20 protein-coding genes are annotated in these 16,676 nt (G+C 56.0%); 9 read left to right on the top strand and 11 right to left on the bottom strand.

Translation table 11 applies throughout. From position 1 onward, the window contains the following. From fliL to fliF, 7 genes are all read right to left on the bottom strand, one after another. The gene (gene fliL / locus ABLV78_RS16165) at positions 1 to 489 is read right to left on the bottom strand and encodes a flagellar basal body-associated protein FliL (RefSeq protein WP_015367297.1); all 489 of its coding nucleotides are present in this window, start codon (positions 487 to 489) and stop codon (positions 1 to 3) included. Between the two features lie 162 nt (positions 490 to 651). Continuing rightward, positions 652 to 1,830, bottom strand: a complete 1,179-nt coding sequence (locus ABLV78_RS16160) for a flagellar hook-length control protein FliK (RefSeq protein ID WP_047043650.1) — start codon at positions 1,828 to 1,830, stop codon at positions 652 to 654. Further along, positions 1,827 to 2,273, bottom strand: coding sequence for a flagellar export protein FliJ (gene fliJ / locus ABLV78_RS16155; protein WP_015367295.1), 447 nt, complete (start codon positions 2,271 to 2,273; stop codon positions 1,827 to 1,829). Before fliJ ends, ABLV78_RS16160 begins: the two co-directional genes overlap by 4 nt. Positions 2,274 to 2,294: 21 nt before the next feature. Next, positions 2,295 to 3,656, bottom strand: a complete 1,362-nt coding sequence (gene fliI / locus ABLV78_RS16150) for a flagellar protein export ATPase FliI (RefSeq protein ID WP_047043648.1) — start codon at positions 3,654 to 3,656, stop codon at positions 2,295 to 2,297. Then, positions 3,656 to 4,357, bottom strand: a complete 702-nt coding sequence (gene fliH / locus ABLV78_RS16145; RefSeq protein WP_015704954.1) for a flagellar assembly protein FliH — start codon at positions 4,355 to 4,357, stop codon at positions 3,656 to 3,658. The genes fliI and fliH overlap by 1 nt, the downstream gene beginning before the upstream one ends. Continuing rightward, a complete protein-coding gene (fliG, locus tag ABLV78_RS16140; protein ID WP_015367292.1) occupies positions 4,350 to 5,342 on the bottom strand; it encodes a flagellar motor switch protein FliG in 993 nt (330 codons plus the stop codon). The genes fliH and fliG overlap by 8 nt, the downstream gene beginning before the upstream one ends. Next, positions 5,339 to 7,015, bottom strand: coding sequence for a flagellar basal-body MS-ring/collar protein FliF (fliF, locus tag ABLV78_RS16135; protein ID WP_047043646.1), 1,677 nt, complete (start codon positions 7,013 to 7,015; stop codon positions 5,339 to 5,341). Before fliF ends, fliG begins: the two co-directional genes overlap by 4 nt. A 299-nt stretch (positions 7,016 to 7,314) precedes the next feature. On the opposite strand from fliF, the gene fliE reads away from it, so the two are divergent. The 6 genes from fliE to ABLV78_RS16105 all read left to right on the top strand — a co-directional run bounded on the left by fliE (position 7,315) and on the right by ABLV78_RS16105 (position 10,372). Next, positions 7,315 to 7,629: a flagellar hook-basal body complex protein FliE gene (gene fliE, locus ABLV78_RS16130; protein WP_015367290.1), complete on the top strand. Its 315-nt coding sequence runs from the start codon at positions 7,315 to 7,317 to the stop codon at positions 7,627 to 7,629. A 169-nt stretch (positions 7,630 to 7,798) separates the two neighbouring features. Continuing rightward, the gene (locus ABLV78_RS16125) at positions 7,799 to 8,056 is read left to right on the top strand and encodes a hypothetical protein (RefSeq protein WP_047043644.1); all 258 of its coding nucleotides are present in this window, start codon (positions 7,799 to 7,801) and stop codon (positions 8,054 to 8,056) included. Positions 8,057 to 8,118: 62 nt separating this feature from the next. After that, positions 8,119 to 8,457, top strand: coding sequence for a cell envelope integrity TolA family protein (locus tag ABLV78_RS16120; RefSeq protein ID WP_047043643.1), 339 nt, complete (start codon positions 8,119 to 8,121; stop codon positions 8,455 to 8,457). 372 nt (positions 8,458 to 8,829) lie between these two features. Beyond that, positions 8,830 to 8,943 (top strand): YmiA family putative membrane protein, encoded by a 114-nt coding sequence (locus tag ABLV78_RS16115; RefSeq protein WP_072048039.1) that lies wholly within the window; start codon positions 8,830 to 8,832, stop codon positions 8,941 to 8,943. Between the two features lie 648 nt (positions 8,944 to 9,591). Further along, positions 9,592 to 9,918, top strand: coding sequence for a hypothetical protein (locus tag ABLV78_RS16110; RefSeq protein WP_045397403.1), 327 nt, complete (start codon positions 9,592 to 9,594; stop codon positions 9,916 to 9,918). Between the two features lie 130 nt (positions 9,919 to 10,048). Beyond that, positions 10,049 to 10,372 carry a hypothetical protein gene (locus tag ABLV78_RS16105; RefSeq protein WP_223683770.1) on the top strand — a complete coding sequence of 108 codons (324 nt, stop codon included), beginning with the start codon at positions 10,049 to 10,051 and terminating at the stop codon, positions 10,370 to 10,372. Positions 10,373 to 10,767: 395 nt separating this feature from the next. Here ABLV78_RS16105 and fliT read toward each other — a convergent pair whose 3' ends face one another. Genes fliT through fliD form a run of 3 tightly spaced genes read right to left on the bottom strand, consistent with a single transcriptional unit; the run spans position 10,768 to position 13,013 of the window. Next, the gene (gene fliT / locus ABLV78_RS16100; RefSeq protein ID WP_045397410.1) at positions 10,768 to 11,175 is read right to left on the bottom strand and encodes a flagella biosynthesis regulatory protein FliT; all 408 of its coding nucleotides are present in this window, start codon (positions 11,173 to 11,175) and stop codon (positions 10,768 to 10,770) included. Continuing rightward, a complete protein-coding gene (gene fliS / locus ABLV78_RS16095) occupies positions 11,175 to 11,585 on the bottom strand; it encodes a flagellar export chaperone FliS (RefSeq protein WP_015704959.1) in 411 nt (136 codons plus the stop codon). Before fliS ends, fliT begins: the two co-directional genes overlap by 1 nt. 24 nt (positions 11,586 to 11,609) lie before the next feature. Next, positions 11,610 to 13,013, bottom strand: coding sequence for a flagellar filament capping protein FliD (gene fliD / locus ABLV78_RS16090; protein WP_047043640.1), 1,404 nt, complete (start codon positions 13,011 to 13,013; stop codon positions 11,610 to 11,612). Between fliD and ABLV78_RS16085 the strand changes: the two genes are divergently transcribed. From ABLV78_RS16085 to ABLV78_RS16075, 3 genes are all read left to right on the top strand, one after another. Continuing rightward, complete coding sequence (locus ABLV78_RS16085) at positions 13,007 to 13,252, top strand: hypothetical protein (RefSeq protein WP_020079192.1); 246 nt, start codon at positions 13,007 to 13,009, stop codon at positions 13,250 to 13,252. The genes fliD and ABLV78_RS16085 overlap by 7 nt on opposite strands. 43 nt (positions 13,253 to 13,295) lie before the next feature. Next, positions 13,296 to 14,546, top strand: a complete 1,251-nt coding sequence (locus ABLV78_RS16080) for a flagellin FliC (RefSeq protein WP_047043638.1) — start codon at positions 13,296 to 13,298, stop codon at positions 14,544 to 14,546. Between the two features lie 199 nt (positions 14,547 to 14,745). Continuing rightward, the gene (locus ABLV78_RS16075; protein WP_015704963.1) at positions 14,746 to 15,468 is read left to right on the top strand and encodes an RNA polymerase sigma factor FliA; all 723 of its coding nucleotides are present in this window, start codon (positions 14,746 to 14,748) and stop codon (positions 15,466 to 15,468) included. A 30-nt stretch (positions 15,469 to 15,498) separates the two neighbouring features. Here the strand turns inward: ABLV78_RS16075 and ABLV78_RS16070 are convergent, their stop codons facing one another. Then, on the bottom strand, positions 15,499 to 16,668 hold the full coding sequence (locus tag ABLV78_RS16070) for a YncE family protein (RefSeq protein WP_047043636.1): 1,170 nt from the start codon (positions 16,666 to 16,668) through the stop codon (positions 15,499 to 15,501). Positions 16,669 to 16,676: the final 8 nt, after the last annotated feature.

Here is a 16,676-nt window from a genome sequence, read left to right as displayed (position 1 = left end):
TTACCGCAGTATGAAGGCGGTGAACAGCACATCGCTGACCACCTGCTTCGGTTGTCCCTTAACCAGCGGCGCGCTCAGCGTCTCTTTGATCTGCGCGACCAGCTGCTGCTTGCCCTGCTCATTCGCCAGGTGACCGGCCTCCTGACGCGAAAGCAGCATCAGCAGACGGCTACGCACCTCCGGCAGGAAATCATTAAGCTGGCGGCGGGTTGCTTCATCCGGCAGGCGCAGCGTCAGGCCGATATACAGTACGCGGTCCGGATCGTTGTCCGGGGTCACCAGATTGACGGTAAAGGTATCGAGCGGCATAAATACCGGCGGCGCGGGCGGTTTTTCCTTTTCGATGGCGGTTTGCGCGCCGCCGTCGCGCTGTTGCAGCAGCCACCAGCTGTAACCTGCGGCCGCACAGGCGGCCACGGCCACGATCGTCAGCAGGATGATCAATAAGGGGCGTTTGGGCGCGGTTGCCGGAAGGGAGTTTTGAGACATAGCCAAATCAAATTCCTGTTGTTCCGCCCGCCGCGTTGCTGACGGGCATCACGCGCGGCGGCGCCGCACGTATGACATATAAAGGTATTATCGCGGCTAACGCGCGAGGCAATAGCCGGAATAAACGGGCAAATGGGGGCCAGATTGGCCGTTTAGCGCCCCTCAGGCGAAAATATCGACGCCGTTGACCTGGCTGACCATTCGCTGCAGGGCTGCCGGGGCGCTGACTGGCTCAATCGGCACGGCATCGCTGCCGCCGCCATGGCGTTCAGCGTAGCTGGCGCGGCCTTCATCGTTACCGTTTTGCTGCTGCCACTGCGGCGTCGCCTCGCCGCCAACGCTGCTCTGACCGAGGTTGATTCCGCTCTCAGCCAGCGCGTGACGTAGCTGCGGCATAGCCGCCTCGACCGCCGCGCGTACCTGACCGTGTGCGGAAGCGATGTGCAGCTGCGCCTGTTTATCGTCGAGCTGCAGGGTGATCTGCAGCGCACCCAGCTCCTGCGGATGCAGGCGCAGTTCGGCGCTCTGCTGGCCGTTGCGGTGGAACATCAGCACCTGCTGGCTCAGCGCCTGCTGCCATTCCGGGCTGCCGAGCTGGGCATTAAGCTGCGGCGTCGGCGGCGCGGTTACCAGCGCACTGGCGGGCGTGGCGCTCTGGCTGGGGCTGGCGGCGGAGAAAGCGACGGCGGCAGGTTGCGATGGGGTATTCTCCGCCGGACGTTCGGCCATATCGTGCTGCGGCGTGGTCGCGGTCTGCACAACAGGAGAAGGCAGATTTTGCCCGCTAAGGGGATCCGTGCCCGGCTGCGGCTTCGCCGCCGGTTCGCCTTCCGGCAGGTTCGCGACATGCTGAGTCGCCGCGTTGCCGATGTGGAGCGCGGTTTTATCGCCGCTGGTCGCAGCTGGTTGAGCCTGCGGTAGCGCGGTCTGCGGCGGCGGGGCGACGATTGCCGCCGGCAGCATGGCGTACAGTGCCTGCAGCGTCGCCGGATCTAAGGTTTTCGCCTCGCTGAGCGGCGGCGTATCCGGGCGCGTATCCTCTTTTTTCGCTGTTGCGTCGACGGCGTTTTCCGCCGATGCCGGTAGCGCATTGACCAGCAGCGCGCCGCGTTCGCCAAGCGCGGCCAGCAGCTGGTTAAGCTGGTTACGGCTTAGCGGCGGGGCGCTTTCATCGTCGGCGCTCAGCGCCGCCGGCGGCAGCGTGCCGCTTTGCGCGGGCGTGAAGCGCGCGCCAAGCAGTTGCGCAAAGGCAGATGACAGCTGAGCGTCATCGAGCGCCAGATCCGGCATGGCGCTGGCGTCGCCGGGTAGGCTAAGGGCGGGCAAAGCATTGAGATTCATGAAGCGGTATTCCTTTGTGTACTGCGTTGCGCGAACTCATCCATCAATTTTTGATTGCGTTTGTTTTCCAACTGCAGCTCGGCGTTTTGCGCGCGCGTGTGCAGGGTATCGTAGGCGTTCAGCCGCTGCTGATGGTCCTGCCACTGCTTCACGGCGTGATCCACCTTTTGCCCCCACTGCAGAAGCTGCTGGCGCTGTTGTTCGATAGCCTGTTCGAGGGTGGCAATGAACTGCTGGTAGTTCTGCCAGCGCGAGCTTTCCATGCCGCCAGAAAGGGTGCTGTTGAGCTTTTGCCGGTACTCGTCCTGATAGTTAAGCAACATCGTCAGCTGTTGCTCGGCGGCCTGTTGCGCCTGGCGCGCCTGGCCCAAACGCTGCGCCGCCTGTTCGACGGCCTCCTGGGCCAGATTGCGCAGGGTAATCAAAGGGGACTGTGCTTTCATCGCGTGGCGTCTCCGATGGCGTTAAACAATCAGCTGCTGTAGCTGCAGACAGGCTTCGTCATAACCGCAGCGCTCGAAAATTCCCTGCTGCAGATAGGTCTCCATTTGCGGATACAGGGTAATGGCTTTATCCAGCAGCGGGTCGCTACCGGCGGCATAGGCGCCGACGCTTATTAAATCGCGGTTGCGCTGGAAGCTGGCCAGCATCTGTTTAAAGGTGCGTACCCGGCGATAATGTTCGTCATCGATAAGTGACGTCATCGCGCGGCTGATCGAGGCTTCAATATCGATGGCCGGGTAGTGACCGGCCTCCGCCAGACGTCGGGACAGCACCACGTGACCATCGAGGATCGCGCGCGCCGAATCGGCGATCGGATCCTGCTGATCGTCCCCTTCGGTGAGTACGGTATAGAAGGCGGTGATCGAACCGCCGCCGCTGATACCGTTGCCCGCGCGTTCAACCAGCGCCGGCAGTTTGGCGAATACCGATGGCGGATAGCCTTTGGTTGCAGGCGGTTCGCCGATCGCCAGCGCGATTTCTCGCTGCGCCATCGCATAGCGGGTGAGCGAATCCATGATCAGCAGCACGTGCTGGCCGCGATCGCGAAAATCTTCGGCGATGCGGGTGGCGTAAGCGGCGCCCTGCATGCGCAGCAGCGGCGATACGTCCGCCGGGGCGGCGATCACCACTGAACGCGCGCGGCCTTCGGCGCCGAGAATATTCTCGATAAAGTCTTTGACTTCCCGGCCGCGTTCGCCGATCAGGCCGACGACGATAACGTCGGCCTGGGTGTAGCGCGCCATCATGCCCAGCAGCACGCTTTTACCGACGCCGGAGCCGGCGAACAGTCCCATACGTTGGCCGCGCCCAACGGTCAGCAGGCCGTTAATGGTGCGCACGCCGACGTCCAGCACCTGCTCGATAGGGGTACGCTGCAGCGGGTTAAACGGCGCGGTAATCAGCGGCGCGCGATAGCCGGTTTCCGGCGCGGGCAGGCCGTCAAGCGGTCTGGCGCCGCCGTCGAGCACGCGTCCCAGCAGCGCCGGGCCCACCGGCAGTTGTTTACCGGCGTGCTGGCCGTCCGCCGCGCTGCGGGCGTAAACTCTCGCCCCTGGCACGATCCCTTCGACCTCTTCCAGCGGCATCAGATACAGCCGCTGATCGTTAAAGCCGACCACTTCGCTTTCCACTTCCTGCACGCCGCCCCCGCCGTCGCGCTCGATAAGGCAGGTTGCGCCGAGCGGCAGCTGCAGGCCGGTGGCCTCCAGCACCAGACCGGTGGCGCGGGTCAGACGACCATAGCGTCGTACGGTCGGCGTTCGGGCGATACGCTGCTCCAGCGCTTCAAGCGAATTCAGCCAGCGGCCGAGACGGGCGGTCATCACAGATCTCCCGGCGCGGCGAGGCGACACAATTCGTGCCAGCGGGTGGCGAGACTGGCGTCGAGATCGCCCTCCTCGGCGCTGACCTTACAGCCGCCGGGATGCAGATCGCCATCCGCCAGCAACCGCCAGCCGTGCAGGCTGAGGGTGGTGCCTAACTGCTGCTCAACGCGCTCATAATCTTGCGGGTGTACGCGCAGCTGCGGCTTGCCGTTGAACATCGGTTCTTGCTGGATCAACTGTTGAATTTGCGTCAGCAGGGCAGTGCCGTCGCAGACCGGCGGCTGGCCAAGCACCTGTTTCGCGGCGGTTAGCGCCAGCTGCATCAGGCGTGAGGCGATGACCGAATCGAGCGCATCAAGGGTGTGCTGAAACTCGCTCACCAGCTGCTGCCAGTGGTCGGTCAGCGGCTGTTGCTGCTGCTGTGCTTCCAGCAGCCCCTGCTGGCGGCCCTCCTCAAGTCCCTGCTGAAATCCGGCTTCATAGCCTTTTTGCTGGCCATCGGCATAACCGGATTGCTGACCTTGCTGCTCGGCCTGCAGGCGCAGGGCGGCAAGCTGCTGCTGCAGTTCCGCCTGAGCGTCAGGCTGCAAGGCTTCGTTATCCAACGTCGGTAGCGGCGGTTCAAAAGCTGGCGCCGCGTCGCCGAGGTCGTTGAGTGACCAGGGCTGCCAGGGCATGGAATTAATGCGATCAGACATAGGTGTCCTCGCCGCCGCCAATAATCATTTCGCCGCTCTCCGCCAGCCGTCTGACTATCAGCAGAATCGCTTTCTGTTCGTTTTCCACCTGCGACATGCGCACCGGCCCACGGTTGGCGAGATCGTCGCGCAGAATATCGGCCGCGCGCTGGGACATGTTTTTGAGGAACTTCTCGCGCAGCGGCTGCTCGGCGCCCTTCAGAGCAATCAGCAGCGATTCGCTGTCCACGTCCTGCAGCAGGCGCTGGATACTGCGATCGTCGACCTCCACCAGGTTTTCGAACAGGAACATCTCGTCGATGATCTTCTGCGCCAGCTCGCCATCGTATTCGCGCATCGCGTCGATAACGGCTTCTTCCTGCTGGGTTTTCATCAGGTTGATAATCTCGGCGGCGGTACGCACTCCGCCCATTTTGCTGCGCTTGAGGTTCTGGCCGTCGAGCAGGTTGTTGAGTACTTCGGTCAACTCCGCCAGCGCCGCCGGCTGCACGCCGCCGAAGGTGGCGATACGCAGCATTACGTCGTTGCGCAGGCGCTCATCGAACTGCGCCAGAATATCCGCCGCCTGGCCGCGCTTGAGATGGACCAGGATGGTGGCGATGATCTGCGGGTGTTCATCGCGGATCAGGTCGGCGGCGCTCTGCGGCTCCATAAAGTTGAGCGTTTCCATCCCGGAGGTGGTTTCGCGGGATTCGAGAATATCCTCCAGCAGGCTGGCGGCACGCTCTTCGCCCAGCGCTTTCACCAGCACCGAACGCAAATAGTCGCTGGCGTTGACGCTCAGGGCGGCGAACTGTTCGGCATCGTCTTCAAATTCAGACAGGATCTCGCCGAGCTGTTTATGCGAGACCTGGCTCATGCCGGCCATGGTGCCGCTCAAAAGCTGGACTTCGCGGGAGGAGAGGTGCTTGAGCACCTCCGCCGCGCGGTCTTCGCCCAGCGTCATCAGTAAAATGGCGCTTTTATCGGTTCCGGTCAGGCTCATAGTTCGTTACTCATCCATTGGCGGATTACCAGAGCGACGACCCGCGGATCTTTATCCGCCAGTTCGCGGATGCGCTGGCTCTGGACTTCTGCGCTGACGCGCTGCTGCGATTTACGGCGCAGCGCCAGCTCCTCATTGCTTGGTTTATGGCTGTCGTTCGCCTTAGCGACCGGCGCGCTGGCGGCGGCGACCGCGGCTTGCTGTGCGGCCTGACGCTGCTGCAGCTGTGGCTTAATTAGCTTGCGCCACAATACCCAGCCGACCAGCAGCACCAGCAGATAACGTCCCAGTTCGAGCAGCAAATCGATAAACGCCTGGCTCTGCCAGAACGGCAGCTCGCCGCCGGTCATCTGATTGTCGGTAAATGGCGTATTGACCACCTGTAGGCTATCGCCGCGGCTGCTGGAGTAGCCCATCGCTTCGCGCACCAGCGCTTCAATCTGCGCCAGTTGTTCTTTACTCATCGGCTGCGCTTTGCCGTCGGTGTTGAGGCTGTAGTTCACCACCACGGCGACCGACAGACGCTCCACCGTCCCGGCTTTTTGTTGGGTATGGCGGATGGTGCGATCGAGTTCGTAGTTGGTGGTGGCGTCGCGTCGGGTGCTTAACGGGCCGCTGTTGGCCGTGGCGCTACGGGTGTTGGTCGCGTTGTTGGCGTTATTGGCCGCCGGTTTAGCCGTTTCAATCGGCGCGGTGGCCGGCGCGCTCGGCTGGTTGGATAACGCCCCAGGAACACCGCCCACCTGCGGTCCGCCGATTTGCTCGTTGCTGCTGGTTTGCTGCGAACGGATCGCCGCTTTATCGGGCTGCTGGTTCGGCTGGTACTGTTCGTCGGTCTGCTCGCGGGAGGCGAAATCGATCTGTGCGGTCACCTGAGCACGAACGTTGGCGCTGCCGACCACCGGCGCCAGGATCGTTTCAATGCGTCGCTGATAGCCGCTTTCCACTTCGCTGGCATATTTCAACTGCGAGGCGTTGAGGTCGCGCCCGGTGCCGTCAGACTGCGTCAGCAGGCGTCCGGCCTGATCGACCACGGTGACGTTGCCAGCCGGCAGGCCGGCGACGCTACTCGATACCATATAGACGATAGCGTTGATTTGGCCATCATCCAGCGCACGGCCCGGCTGCAGCGTCAGGGTGACAGAAGCGGAAGGGGACTTTTGCTCGCGGACGAACAGCGAGGGCTTCGGCAGCGCCAGGTGCACCCGCGCATTCTGCACCGGCCCCAGCGATTCGATAGTGCGTGAGAGTTCGCCTTCAAGAGCGCGCTGATAGTTAATCTGTTCGCTGAACTGGCTGATGCCGAATTTTTCCTGATCCAGCAGTTCGAAGCCAACTGCGCCGCCCTTCGGTAGCCCCTGCTGCGCCAGACGCAGACGGGTTTCATGCACTTTCTCCGCCGGGATCATCAGCGCCGCGCCATTCTCGGCGAAGCGGTAGGGGATGTTCATCTGCGTCAGTTGGGTGACGATAGCGCCGCCGTCGCGATCGTTCAGATTGCTGTACAGCACGCGATAATCCGGGCTTTTCGCCCACAGCAGCAGCGCGACGATAATGGCGATAGCGGCGGAGGCGGCCACCAGCAGCGGTATTTTTGGATTGGCGCGCAGACGGCTCCAGATGGCCTGCAGGCCGTTGTCGCGGCTTTCGCCGGCGGATAACGAGGCACTCATGGTTGGCGGTATCCTTCGCTGGCGTTCAGGCGGCGACGCGCGCTGGCGTGCTGACGAACGGTATGGATAGCGTTATGTGACAAAACAGACTCCCTGATACACATCTTTTCTCAATAGCGGCGCTCCCATTTCTGGGCAGGCCATTATTCGTCTTATCAGATGATTCTGATTGCCCGATAAGCCGGGTTTTTTGCGGCTAATTAACCGCTTTAAGCAAAAATCGCTGTGTTAGGGTGTGCAGCATTGGAGAAGTACAGGGTGAAATAGCGCCTGGCGATCACGACAGTATTGAGGAAAAGATGGCGATTCAGGGTATTGAAGGCGTACTGCAACAGATGCAGGCGATGGCGATTCAGGCGGGAAATAACGGGCAGAATAGCGTACCGCAGGGAGTCAGTTTTGCCAGTGAATTGACCGCCGCGCTGGGTAAAATCAGCGATACCCAGCAGGCCGCGCGTCAACAGGCGCAAAACTTCGAGCTGGGCGTGCCGGGTATCAGCCTGAATGATGTGATGGTCGATTTACAGAAATCTTCAGTTTCGTTGCAGATGGGCGTGCAGGTGCGCAATAAGCTGGTGGCGGCCTATCAGGACATTATGAATATGCCGGTTTAGGTGTGGTAACTCTATGTGATATTTATATTTTTTTAGTTTGAGCCTAATGCGTGGTGCATGGGGCTAAGGCATTTAGTATTTCTATCAGGCGTTTCCATAGAGTGACTTCAATAATGGGTAGTTCAATACACATTACCTTGCTGGTAGGATTACTCTGAAAGGAGTAATTATGAGCATATTGAAGAAAATTAAAGATTCTATGTCCCCTCCCGTCCCCGAGGAATGTAGGGAAGAGAGCTATAAGGTAGTACTTAAAAACCTTGATATTTTGTCCAGGGAATCACCTGAATTGAAATCACTGATGGCGGAGTTTAGGGAAGGGAAGATTACGCAGGAACAGTGTATTGCCACTGGCGTAGCGATAATCACCAAAGAATTACTGGAATTCCGCTACGTACAAAACAAGATTGATTCTCAGGCCTGGTAACGAAGCTTGAGGGGTTATTACCTGCGGTGCCAAACACTATTCAAGAAACATATGGGATGTAAATGAATAAGGTTTTTGCTCTACCTATGATGGTGCTGCTGGTGGGATGCGCAACCAAAAGCAAATCCGTCAATCCGACGGCTGTGAATAAGTACACTCAAAGTGTGCAGGATGCCGTCCGCAAAAATTATTTTGGGTTTGTGGGATATCAAGAGCATGGTTGTACGCTAAAAGTCACTCAGACTCCTGGGGGAAATGTTAAACGAGTCGAGGTTGTCTCTGTTGACAGTTTCTTGTGTCAACGTTCAGTAGAGGCGGTTAATGATACTGTCTCCGCCGGCACGTTCCCTGAGAAGCCCTCAGGGCTACCTGATTCAATTCTCTTTGATTTCAAGCCGTGATATCAATCTGGCGTTATCGCTCGGGCCTCTTAATAGAGGCTTGTTCAATATATAGACGTACAAGTGGATAAACCGACTCTCAATAGTCAATATCTACCAAACATAACCTTCTTAAAGACGACATGAGCCTGAGGCTAGTAACCGCTATGCTTAACGCTGGCGGTTTTGTCTATTTACAGCGACAACGGCAAAAAATTGCGCGCCTCTGCATTGATTTTAACCCATCAACCGGTGAATGAATGAGTCTGAAATATCACTACAATCGATAGGGGATACAGATCAATAGCCGCTCATCGATCGATACAAACGATCTGACTACAACCACTACAAACTGTATGGTCTTGCCAAAATAATTCTAATTTGGAATAGCAGATGTCCGAAAAAGTAGACCATCAATTGCGGCGTAAGGTATGGATAGGGATTTTTCTCGGTTTGTTGGTCTTTTGGGGAGCGATAGCAACGATGGTGGCCTACGCGTTGGCGTAGTCCGAACAGCTTAGACTGTTATTTAGTATCGGCTTGTCAGCCAGAAGACAGGCATTGTTGTGTGAGCGGGGTAAGGCGAAAATTTAAATTTGGATGGCAATTCACTATCGTTTTTCGGCTCTGTAGCAAATAATCTGCGCAAATTTTGCTCCGCGGAGGCGTTATGCTGTGGCTTCAGACCGTTGTATTTTTTGTCGTTTTAGCTTTTGTTGCGATAGCGATGTTTCATGAAACCTGGCGACAGGATAGCGAATAACCGCCGCTTTTACTCTTCTTGATATGCCCCCTCCTTACCAACAACTAAACTTAGATCGTGTCTAACAATCATCTGGAGGTTGTTGTGAATATATTCCACGATGAATACGACGAGCGGGAACTGTACCATATGGTCTGCCGTTGGGAGGATGAAGGCGGGGCGGTAGCGTAACGCATCTCCTTTAAACTGACAGCATTCTGGCGGCTCAGGCGTGAAACCGTTGTAGGGTATGAACGCGCGCGCTTGACCCCTGGCAACTTCAGGGGCAATATTCCACGGACTGTGGTAACCCCGGCAGTGGCATTACATCTGAGCATTTGGCTGAGCAACGCAATGGGTATCTTCAGTCGGAAATATTGGAAAAATATATAACCAGCATGGAGGAGCCGGGCGTGGGAAAGCAGCTAACAGAAGATGATCTTCGTGAACATGGCTTCACCGAAAAAGAGATTGCGCGCCTGCGTGAAATCCTGGCGCGACAAGAAAGCCAAAACAAAAGCTATTTTGATTTAATCGATGAACTTCGCAAAAGACTTTGGGCTGGAGTCTTAGGTTTTTTTATTGTTTTTATAGTGCTCATTCATTGGTGTTATAATTATGATTCAATTAATCATTTTGCCTATTTTTTCATTTTATTATTCGGTTTCTCGGTAGTTTACAAACTAACTCCGTTTCCAATGGCGCTCAAAGCATACAAATTGTATCTAAAAATAAGATAGTTATTTATCTTTAACTTCATACATCGTGTTACCTATCTGTATCCCTTTTACCGTTTTGGCTGAGCGATATAACGGGTATCTTCAGTCGGAAACGTTGGAGAAATATATAACCAGCATGGAGGAACCTGGCGTGGGAAAGCAGCTAACAGAAGATGATCTTCGTGAACATGGCTTCACCGATAAAGAGATTGCCCGCCTGCGCGAAATCCTGACGCGACAAGAAAGTAACAATGAAACCTATGCTACTTTGATCGACAGTTTACGAAAACGTTTTTGGGGCGGCGTTATTATTGTTTGTATTGCCTTTGCCATAGTCGTTTCGTGGATTTTTAACTTCGAAAGTAATGATTTTACTTATCCGCTAATCATTATTTTTATCCTGATTGCTGTTTGGAAATTAACACCTTTCCCGATGGCTTTTAAAGCATATCTTATCTACTTGAAAATCGAGTGATTACTTATTATCAATTTCATATATGGTATTGCCTGTTTGTATTCCTTTTACTGTTGATGAAACACCTTAAAGAGCCAACGCAGGGGCACTCATTTCCCGAAGAATACATCCATGTTTTATCCCGTGAGTAATATCATATTAATCCGGTCAAGATAACATAGTCTATTTTACAGGCATATTTCCCTAAGCCCGTGAGTGGCTTATTTTAGCTGGCGCGATGTTTGGAATATTTAATTGATGAATGTATGAAGCGTAAATGAAATAATTGATTATATATTATTGCTTATTCACTCCTGTAAAATCCGCCGATGGCTTACCAGGCAACACTCTGCATTGCCCTGGTGAGACCCATCATGCGCTTCCTGACCGGATATCAGGCTGTGACGCTGTTGTTGTTATTGTAATTCTTCGCTTTTGCTCTTGATGGCGACCACATTATCGGACTGCAGTTCGCCAAGCAGGAGCGAGCGATCGTCGAACTGGCCGTAAGCGTTGTTGACCGCGTTCTGGCGGGTGGATTGATCGATCAGCGTTTTTAATTGTTCCATCCGCTGTTGCAATAGCCCTTTCAGTACTCCCTCATTGTCGATAATCTGCTTCAACTTAGCGTTGAGCATCTCTTGCAGAGCCAGCGATGGCCCCGCTTTGCCGGTAAATTCGGCGGTTTTCTCGACCGCCGTCACGTAGGCAAACTGCATTTCCACCAGCGCTTCCCATTGCCCGGCGCGCGCCAGGGCAATCATCTGACTGCTCAGGGTATGGATCTGCTGATAGGCGGCTAAAAGCTGCTGTTGGCGTTCCATCACAATGTACCCTGAGCAGGTTGATAGTTTGGCCCAATTTGCCGCCAGGCATCGGCGATATTCTCCAGCAGCTTGACCACTTCGACGATCGCCGCTTCGTCATTATGCAGGTTGGCCTGCATCAGGCGTCGCTTCATATAATCGTACAGCGCCGCCAGATTATCGGCGATTTCGCCGCCTTGCTGGTGGTCGAGGCCGCTTTTCAACCCGTTGTCGATGATGTTGATTGCCTTCGACAGCGCCAGGCCTTTACCGGCGATGTCCCCCTGATTCATCAGGATGCGTGCGCGAAGCAGGGCGTTAAGCGCCCCGTCGAACAACATTACGATTAACTGGTGCGGACTGGCGCTCATCGCGCTGCTTTCCAGACTGACCTGTGCGTAGGCTTGCGTGCCGCTACGGTTATACATGCTGTTTCATTACCTGATTAAGGGTTACTGGGACGAGAACTGCTGTTGTAAGTAGTTACCCGTGCTGCTCAGCTTGGACATCATGGTATCCAACTGAACAAACTGTTGTTTATAGCGATCGATAGTGTTCTGGATGCTGTCGGAAACGGTGTCGATCTGGATATTCAGGCGATCGAGATTGGTGTTGATGCTTTTGGTCGAGTTCTCGATGATGCCGCCCGCTTTAATATAGTTCTGGATTTCATTATGGATTTCGGTGGCCATCCCGGTGTCTTTACCGTTGCCGGCGAAGAAGTTGGCGACCTGATCCGGTTTCTCGTCGAGCGCTTTATTGAGCTTCGTGCTGTCGACTTCAAGCTTGCCGGTTTTGGGATTGGTAGAGATCCCGAGGTTACCAAGGCCTTTCAGCTCCGGGTTGTCCTGAGCGGCGCTGAGCGCGCTTTTAATCGAGGACTGAATGCCGCGCAGGGTGTTATCGCCGAGCAGCGCGCCGTTCTTGGCGCTTTGCGCTTCACCGCTTTTCACCGGGGTATATTTGGTCAGCGAGCCGAAGGTGTCGAGCAGCGAATTGTAGTTATCGACCCACTCTTTGATTTTGTCGGCGGTGCCGCTTTTATCAATGCCGATCACCAGGTTTTGCGGTTCGCCGGCTTTGGTGGTGGTTTTCAGGTCGATGGTGACGCCCTGCAGCGCATCGGCAATCGAGTTGGTGCTGCGCTTAATTTTGGTGCCGTTGACGACGATCTCCGCATCCTGCCCGGCGACGGTCTGCTTCATCGCGCCGCTTTTGCTGCTGCTGTCGTAGTTGAGGATGGCGCCGAGTTTATCGTCGTTATTCACCTGCACCGAAACGGTGTTTTTCTCGCCGGTGGTGGAGGAGCTCAGCGCCAGCTGATAGTCATTGTCGCCGACGCGCATGATGCTGGCGGTGACGCCGGCTTTAGCGCCATTGATGGCATCGCGCATCTCCAGCAGCGAGGTCTGGTCGTCGCTCAGCGGAATCGTGGTCTCTTTCGGCGGATTACCGGCGGTGATCGTAATGGAGCGATTGCTATTGCCGGCGGTTCCTAGTTTCTCTTGTTGGTCGGTAATTGTCGCCTGGGTGGTCAGGGTTTGCGGCTGCGCCAGCTTCTGCACTTCAACGCTATAGTTGCCCGGCACCGCCTTATTGGTGGTGGTGATGGTGAACTGGTCGTGCTTGGTGGCGGTAGTGCTGTTGAAAAACTCCGGCTTAGCCAGCTCCTTGCTCAGGTTATCGAATTTTTCCAGCGAGCTTTTTAACGTGCCGTAAGCCGTTAGCTGCGCGTTATAGCTGGTTTGCTGAGTGGTATACGGCGTCAGGCGCTGTTGTTCCGCCTTGCTGAGTTTGTCCAGTAAACCGTTGAGGTCGAGTCCTGAGCCGATGCCTAAGGAACTGATCGATGCCATTGGTGTTTCTCCTTACTAATGACGTTATTCGCTTATTGCGTTATCGGCCCAGTGGAGAAAAAGTTTACCGAAAAAGTGAAAAAGGCGATGGCGTAATAGAAGAGGGAAAAAGCGCGTTATTTTCGCCATTGGCGGAGGGGCAAAAATTTTTCAAAAAATGGCTAAAGGTTGCAAAGGATACGTCGATACCAGAAGGGACGGTGGTTGACGCCGTGGGCAAGCAAGCCCGAACCTTTTAACCACGTTGCACTGAACGCAACTGACTCGTAAGGAATGCATATAATGGCACAAGTAATTAATACCAACAGCCTGTCGCTGATGGCGCAAAACAACCTGAACAAATCCCAGTCTTCCCTGGGCACGGCGATTGAGCGTCTGTCTTCCGGTCTGCGCATCAACAGCGCCAAGGACGATGCCGCGGGTCAGGCGATCTCCAACCGTTTCACCGCTAACATCAAAGGCCTGACTCAGGCTTCCCGTAACGCTAACGACGGTATCTCCCTGGCGCAGACCACCGAAGGCGCGCTGAACGAAGTCAACGATAACCTGCAGAACATCCGCCGTCTGACCGTACAGTCGCAGAACGGTTCTAACTCCGCAAGCGACCTGCAGTCCATCCAGGATGAAATCTCCCAGCGTCTGTCTGAAATCAACCGTATCTCCGAACAGACCGATTTCAACGGCGTTAAAGTCCTGAGCGGCAACCAGAAGCTGACCATCCAGGTCGGCGCCAACGACGGCGAAACCATCGATATCGATCTGAAAGATATCAACGCGAAGACCCTGGGTCTGGAAAAATTCAGCGTGGCTGACGGTATTGATACCAGTAAAATTGATGGTGATACCACAACTGTTGCTACCGGTAAGTCGTTGGCTATCGATGCCAACAGTAAGCAAATTGGTGCAACTCCAGCCGACCCGGACCATTTTGTACAGGCTGATAACGGTAAGATCTATGGTACTAATGCTGCAGGCACCGAAACGTATGAAGCCACCATCGATAAAACTACAGGTAAAGTAACTGGCTTTAGCTCCACGGATTCTGGCGCCGTCACTGGCTTGACCGGAGCGAAAACAGTGACCACCGTTGGCGAAGAAGTAACTGCAACCGGCGACACCACTGGCCTGAAATCCTACGATGGTGGTAAATCCTACATCATCCAGGAAGGTACTGGCGCGGATGCGAAATACTTCAAAGCGACCGCTGACAGCACCGGTAAAGTGACCAAAGGCGCTGAAATGAGCACCACGCCGAAAACTGCCGATCCGCTGGCTACCCTCGACAAAGCCCTGTCCCAGGTTGACCAACTGCGCTCCTCCCTGGGTGCGGTACAGAACCGTTTCGATTCTGTAATCAACAACCTGAACAGCACCGTTAACAACCTGTCCGCTTCCCAGTCCCGTATTCAGGATGCTGACTACGCGACCGAAGTGTCCAACATGAGCCGCGCGAACATCCTGCAGCAGGCGGGTACCTCCGTGCTGGCGCAGGCTAACCAGTCGACTCAGAACGTCCTGTCTCTGCTGCGTTAATCGCACGTCTGATTACTGTCGCATCGCAACCCCGCTTCGGCGGGGTTTTTGTTTTTTGCCCGTAGCCACCCGGTACAAAACGGCGCAACGGCAAAGCATGTCGTAAATAGAGACGCTTTTATGCGGTTTTTCCGGCGATTGGCATTTTTGCCCCTGCGCATAATAGCGCTGACTCTCTTATCCGCAGGTTTCAGAAATAGTGAGCGATTTGTATACCGCCGAAGGTGTGATGGACAAAAATTCCCTCTGGCTGCGCTACGTTCCGTTAGTGCGGCACGAGGCGTTACGCCTGCAGGTCAGGCTGCCCGCCAGCGTCGAGCTTGACGATCTGCTGCAGGCCGGGGGAATCGGGTTGTTGAACGCCATCGAGCGTTATGACTCGCTACAGGGCACGGCCTTTACCACCTATGCGGTGCAACGTATCCGCGGCGCAATGCTCGATGAACTGCGTAGCCGCGATTGGGTGCCGCGCAGCGTGCGGCGTAACGCCCGCGAAGTCGCTCAGGCGATGCAGAAGCTGGAGCAGCATCTGGGCCGCCCGGCCACGGAAAGCGAACTCGCGCAGACGCTGGGTATCACCCTTGCCGAGTACCGACAAATCCTGCTGGATACCAATAACAGCCAGCTGTTCTCCTATGACGAATGGCGGGAAGAGCAGGGCGAGAATGCCGAACGACTACTGGAAGGGCACGAAGAGGCCAATCCGTTGCATCATCTGCTGGAAGGCAGCCTGCGCCAGCGGGTCATTGAGGCGATTGAAGCCTTGCCGGAACGCGAAAAAATGGTCCTCACCCTCTACTACCAGGAAGAGCTCAACCTTAAAGAGATCGGCGCGGTGCTGGAGGTGGGGGAATCCCGCGTTAGCCAGCTACACAGCCAGGCGATTAAGCGCCTGCGCGCGAAGCTGGCCAACGAAGGCTGATAACCACCTGCCGGGCAGGTGGTTAGCGGATTACGATTTACGCAAATCAATGCGCAGAATGCGCTCCTTCGCCCCTTCGACAAATACCTCAGGATCCCACTCGCGATTGAACCCTTCTTTAATGCCGACGTACAGGGTATCCATGTCCGGCGACAGCACCATTTGATTCGGATAAACCGGGGTGCGGAATTCATGGGTTACCCGCCAGGTTTTGCCATCCACGACGCTGATGGTGCCGCTGGTGAAATTGCTGACGTACAGCTCGTTGTATTTCGGATTGTAGCGTACCGCGTTGGCGCCCACTCCGGTACGCACGTAACCCCGCGATTTGCCGTCTTTCAGATCGAAAATATACAGGCCGTCGTGAGGGCCGCTGCGATCGTCGTGATCGAAGGCGACGACGAAAATACGCCCTGAGTCGGAATCGACGATCAGGTTTTGCGCGCTGGCCAACTGCGGCGCGTTAAGCGGGATAGTGCGGACAACCTGCTGGGTTCTGGCATCGATCTCGTTGATATAGTCGCGGCCGCCAACGTAGATCTTCTGCGTCTTTTCATCCAGCGTCAGGCCGTAGGCGGTGCCACGATAGGCGCCTTTGACTTCCCCTTTTAGCTGTAACGTCGTGCCGTCGAGCATCAGTAATTTATGTAGCGGACGCATTCCGTCCCTGGTTTTCAACATATGGCTGTAGCTGACGAATAACAGGTTAGCGGCGCGGCTGTATACCATATGCCGCAGATGCTCGAAGCGCGCATCGGGGGCGCCGTCGGTGGTGAAGCTCAGGCGCGGACTGGTGCGGGTGATTTTACCGCTGGCGGCGTCGAACTGGCTGATACGCAGCGAAGCCGCCTGGGTATGGCCGACGTAAAGCACGCGCGCCGGCTGGTTCATCGCCAGCGAGAAGGCGCGCCAGGGCATATCATAGCGCTGGATAACCTGCAGGGTGGCCGGATTAAAGGCGTAAAGATAACCTTTATTGGCCGCGCGGTTAACCCGGTCGGTGGCCGCGGCGAATAGCAGGTTGTCGCCGTTGTCGAACGCCAGCTCATAAACCCCTTCGTTGGCTTCCTGCAGGTAATTGGTTTTCATCGCAAAGCGCGACGCTTCCCGCGGCGGCGGATCGATGGCGAAAGCCGGGTGGGGGAGCAGGGCGGCGAGCAGTAGCGCAGCCAGCGGTTTTATCAAGTTGCGATTAGGCATGATGGTTA

The organism is Klebsiella sp. CN_Kp075, from assembly GCF_040065055.2.
Lineage (GTDB): Bacteria > Pseudomonadota > Gammaproteobacteria > Enterobacterales > Enterobacteriaceae > Klebsiella > Klebsiella aerogenes.
The sequence above is the reverse complement of the archived record's forward strand: the minus strand, read 5'-3'. Positions and strand labels throughout refer to the sequence as shown.